This is a genomic window from Methanobrevibacter sp., from assembly GCF_045541095.1.
In the GTDB taxonomy this organism is placed as follows: domain Archaea; phylum Methanobacteriota; class Methanobacteria; order Methanobacteriales; family Methanobacteriaceae; genus Methanocatella.
The window spans coordinates 1-4,692 of the sequence record NZ_JAZQIJ010000204.1 but is presented as its reverse complement, the minus strand read 5'-3'; the positions used below and the strand labels follow the sequence as shown (position 1 = coordinate 4,692).

Annotated in this window: 5 protein-coding genes and 1 pseudogene; 1 reads left to right on the top strand and 5 read right to left on the bottom strand. The window is 31.8% G+C overall.

The window, feature by feature from the left end; all coding sequences use genetic code 11:
- Nucleotides 1-329, top strand: a 329-nt coding sequence (locus ACKI2P_RS08640; RefSeq protein WP_407376866.1) for a zinc-ribbon domain-containing protein, incomplete at its 5' end; no start/stop codon positions are given.
- Between the two features lie 350 nt (nucleotides 330-679).
- Here ACKI2P_RS08640 and ACKI2P_RS08635 read toward each other — a convergent pair.
- The 5 genes and pseudogenes from ACKI2P_RS08635 to ACKI2P_RS08615 form a co-directional block, all read right to left on the bottom strand.
- A pseudogene (locus tag ACKI2P_RS08635) lies at nucleotides 680-1,477 on the bottom strand (ion transporter).
- A gap of 92 nt (nucleotides 1,478-1,569) precedes the next feature.
- Complete coding sequence (locus tag ACKI2P_RS08630) at nucleotides 1,570-2,376, bottom strand: SseB family protein (protein WP_407376864.1); 807 nt, start codon at nucleotides 2,374-2,376, stop codon at nucleotides 1,570-1,572.
- A 2-nt stretch (nucleotides 2,377-2,378) separates the two neighbouring features.
- Nucleotides 2,379-3,272, bottom strand: a complete 894-nt coding sequence (locus tag ACKI2P_RS08625) for a hypothetical protein (RefSeq protein WP_407376862.1) — start codon at nucleotides 3,270-3,272, stop codon at nucleotides 2,379-2,381.
- Nucleotides 3,273-3,313: 41 nt separating this feature from the next.
- Nucleotides 3,314-4,036 carry a hypothetical protein gene (locus tag ACKI2P_RS08620; RefSeq protein ID WP_407376860.1) on the bottom strand — a complete coding sequence of 241 codons (723 nt, stop codon included), beginning with the start codon at nucleotides 4,034-4,036 and terminating at the stop codon, nucleotides 3,314-3,316.
- A 14-nt stretch (nucleotides 4,037-4,050) separates the two neighbouring features.
- On the bottom strand, nucleotides 4,051-4,584 hold the full coding sequence (locus ACKI2P_RS08615) for a tetratricopeptide repeat protein (protein WP_407376858.1): 534 nt from the start codon (nucleotides 4,582-4,584) through the stop codon (nucleotides 4,051-4,053).
- Nucleotides 4,585-4,692: the final 108 nt, after the last annotated feature.

Genomic DNA, 4,692 nt, shown 5'->3' with positions numbered 1-4,692 from the left:
ATGAATTAGACATGGAATTACAAGATGGAAATGATTATTTGGAGTTTACAAATAATCTTTATCAAACATTTGGTGCTTTATTTATATCATGCGATAATAAAATTGACCCAAAAGAAAAATCAATATTACTAACTTACTGCGACAATTTAGAAAATAATGTTAAAAAGTTAAGAACAGGAAGATATGAATTAGATTATACTGATTTTGATCAACAAGATTCTATGAAATTTAAAAATCAAACTAAGAATACCAATATATGTAGTCAATGCGGATTTGAAAATAGGCCAAATGTTAAATTCTGTACCAAATGCGGAAATAAAATGGTTTGAGGATAGTTGGAGAAACGTCATAATCTTAACAATATACTATCAGTATCATTTTTAAAAAGAGTATTTAACACCATAAAAATTTTTTTGTTTCAATCGCCACGAACATTTTGAAAATTTTGCATAACTACTTTACCCATGAAACTCAAAAATTAATATGCCTGGAGAGAAAAAGTATTCAAAAATTTAAATCTTTTAGTAAAAATAGTTAAAGAAAAAACTAAATTTATTTTAAATATAATATTAAAGTATGAAAGTTATTAATTGAATAATAATTATCAATTTCAGTTAATATTAAATTTAATTTATTTGGAATATGATTTAAGTACTAATATTAGTTAACTATGCTAAAATCATTTTTTAACCAGTTCCTTCAGTTCACCAATCTCAGACATCAAATCATCATTCTGAGCTTTCAAAACATCGAGGTCACGTTTTAACTCTTCATTTTGAGTCTGCATCAAATCAAGATCCTTTTTAACGTCACGCAGATCCTCTTCGATTTTTTCATCATCAATCAGGCGGTCTGTAAAAAATGAAGAAAATACCGCAGTGATTGTTGAAAATACAAATACGCCCACAAAAATCAGCACGATAGTTATGGCCTTTTCATTTATTGTCTGGGGAGTTATATCCCCGTAGCCTACCGAAGTGATTGTTTTTATGACAAAATATAGCGAATCGACGAAAGTCAGGGTTCTTCAGTTCCACAGCACCAGTGTAAATATGATTATTGTGACAAATACTCCAAGCATCACCTTGTCGATATTGGTCTTGCGAATAAAATTCTCAAGGCTGCTTATGAGACTGTTGAAAAGAACTATTACCCTTAAAAGCTTAAGCAGTCTGAAATATCTCAAAAGACTTACGTGAGGCATGACGATGGGCAGTATTGCGTCAAATGGTATTGATGCAATCAAATCAAGCCAGTTACCCTTTTTTCTTAAAAAATCATTTTTGGATTTTGCTTTTAAAAAGCTTACTCCCCATTCGGTTAAAAGAAATATACATATGATCAGATCAAAGGTTTGAATGAATGATACGACGCCTGCAGGCAGATTCAAAATCAGCATCAGGGATATTAAAAAAATATCGAGAACTATCAGAAACTGCAGACCGATCCATAAGATTCCATGATTGCCTTCGCTCATATCAAATATATTCAAACTATTCACCTACAATAACATTATTTTTAATTCGGAATATATTAAAATTTGGCTTTGTGAAATCTTATTTTATTTCATCATTTAAACATTTTCAAATCCAACACCAGTGACTCGGATGCAGGATTTATCACCAAATCCTCATGAGCAACCTTAATCAAGTCTGTGAAATGATATGCCTGAGGATAAACATCCTCATTATACTCATCAAAAATCTTTTTAAACTCATCAATGTCTGTAAATAATGGAAGATGAGGTTTGTTTTCATCATTCCATATTAAAACAAAATTTGTACCATCATCAGCATCAACACAACCGGCAATCATGATTGATTTTAATAATTTATCTCCAAATTCCTTCACATCATTATCAGACCAATCTTTTTCATGTAAAAACTCTCTTAATTCATCATTTCTTATATCCTCAATATCAATTTCATCACTGAACTGGCTTAAGAATGCCTCTATCGGCATGTTCAAATCAAATTGGGTAAACGGGTTAATTGCAATGACTGAATATCTGTCAGTCTGTTTTAACATGTCTGCCAAATCGCCCATATACATTACCATTACTGACGTACGGGCTCCCGCCTCTTTCATCATTTCTTCACTGGTAAACAATGGTACTGCTTTTCTTCCTTCATGATCTGTTAAAAATTGAATGCTGAAACCACTCGGACCCTCTATTCTATCACCAGGTTTTGTATTTTCAATATCTTTAAATGCATCCGGACCAAAATCAACCGGCAGGAATAATCTGGATTGCTTAAGTACTTCAAAAACTTCTTTTTGCATTTCAGGAGTTATATCCTGTTTGATTAATTCTTCCAATCTGGAATTATCCACTTCATTTTCACGTTTTAACTTCTCAAGGTTATCCTCATCCATCTTTATTCCTCCTCAATTATTAACTCATCCCACACGTCCATTAATTTCACGTCGTTTCCTACAAACCAGAATTCGCTGATTTCATCTAACTCCAAATTAGTGTATATTGTAACTATATCATGAGCATTTAAATCATATTTGACAATATTATAGTCCCCATAGATATAAATGAAATTATCCTTTTTAATTAAACTGTTAACATCAATTGACGAACATAAGTTTGTCTGGATAATTTCCAGTTGATTATTGTCTAAATCAAACCTGCATAATCCATTATAATTACCATTTGAATAGAAATACAAATAGTTTTCATCTACATAATGTCCGGAAAAATACATATCATTACTTTTGAATACAGTAGTTATTTCATACTTTTCATCCACCTTTCTAATTTCATGTAAACTGGAGTCAGTAGCTCCCAAATGAGCTAAAGATGAAATTGCATATACATTATCATCATATTCAAAGACATGTTCAAATGAATACTTGAAACTGTCAAAATGATACTCTTCACCGCCATCTGCAGTCAATATTAAACTGCCGCCCCATTCTCCTTTATCTTGACTGGTTATCAAACCTAAAGAAGTTTTAAATTTTTTATCAAAGACAAACTCTTTAATGGTTTTAATTTTTATCTCATCGTTTTCTAAAAAAAGATAGCACCTGTGTCCGACTGGAGACATGCAATTATCCTTTATTTGAATTAGATTATCAAACATGTGCTTTATTTTTTTTAAATCATGAACCGTCTGTACTCTGCATATTATCTCATCATCCCTATCCCTATTTCCTCCTAACAAATCTCCCATTAAGAATTTATCATCATCAGAATCATAAAATTCATAAATTTCATTTGGAAAATCCAGTTTTGGCTCTTTTATATCTCTTTCAAACATTTTTTTTAACTCCCAATCTTAAAAATTTATAATTATCTGATTTATAACGTATTCAGGTACCTTGTAAATTCCGCAAGTTCATTGAAAATGCCTTTGAAATATTCAGCACTTCCCAGCATGCCCTGCTGAGTATGGACTTCAATGAGATACATAAGCATCATGAGTATTTCAGGATTGGCGCCAACCTGTATATTGTGGCTTTTCAAATACTGAATATCTTCAGATACCGGTTTTAACTCATCACCTGATTTTAAAAACATGAATAAGTTAAAAAGATGGTCATAGAGTTCCATGTTCTGGTTGGTGTGATATATATAATCCGCCAGCTTGAAATAATTGGAGGTCAGTATCTCAACGTCATATGCATATCTGAATATGTCACAGGATAAATCCTTTAATTTTTCCTCTTCATGCCTTGACTGGTAAAGCTCGCATAGCCTCATCTGTATTTGGGCTGATACCGGGTTGATCTGGTTTGCAATCTTTAAATACCTTTCCTCCTCATCGGCGTTTCCCAAAACCTTATGAGCAATGGAATATATCACATATATTTCATCTAAAACCTCATCATGGCCAAGCACCTTAGCCGATTCGATATCTCCCATATATTTGTCAAAGAGAAGCTCTTCAAGAGGATTAGCGAAATGATAATAGTCAATAGTCTTATATTGTGGATTTTCATGAAGAAAATCTTCAATTTTTAAAATTATATCCTCAAATTTACCAGAATTAAGCATTTCAATTAGTTCATGTAAAAATTCCATAAAATCACCATTTTTTAATTCCTTTTTAGTTCTATGAATTCCAGCTGCCTTTTGGCTCGCATATCATCGGGATTTTCATCAAGCTTTTCCAAACAGTACTTTTCAGCATCATCAAGCATATCAAATGAAATCAATATGTATGTAAGATTAAAGATATCCTCATCCCTGTCAAATTTCTTCGCCTCATCGAGACGTTTCAGTTTAACCAGGTTTTTAAGCTTGTTTTGACGAAGCCATGAAAAATCCTTTATTTCAAAGCCTTTTTCACAGTATTCAAGTGATGTTTCATAGTCTTCAATATCATAGTAAACCATGGCAATGTTGTTGTATAGGTAATAGATGTCTGGATAGAGTCGGATTGCTCTTTTGAGTATTAAAAGGGCATCATCATACCTGTCCAAAAAGCAAAGTGCAATTCCCTTATAACCCATTGCATTATGGTTGTCGGGATACTGTCCAAGTATTTCATCACATTTTTCAATTAACTTTTCAAACTCATCTATATTATATAATTCGCCGCATTCCTCAAGTTCTTTTTCAAGGTTCATTTAAACACCGCCTCCACATAATTTTTTCCTTTAATTCCCTCTGATTATAAGTTGATGAAACTAATATATAAATATATTGTTATTAAAATGTTATTATAATATGTTATA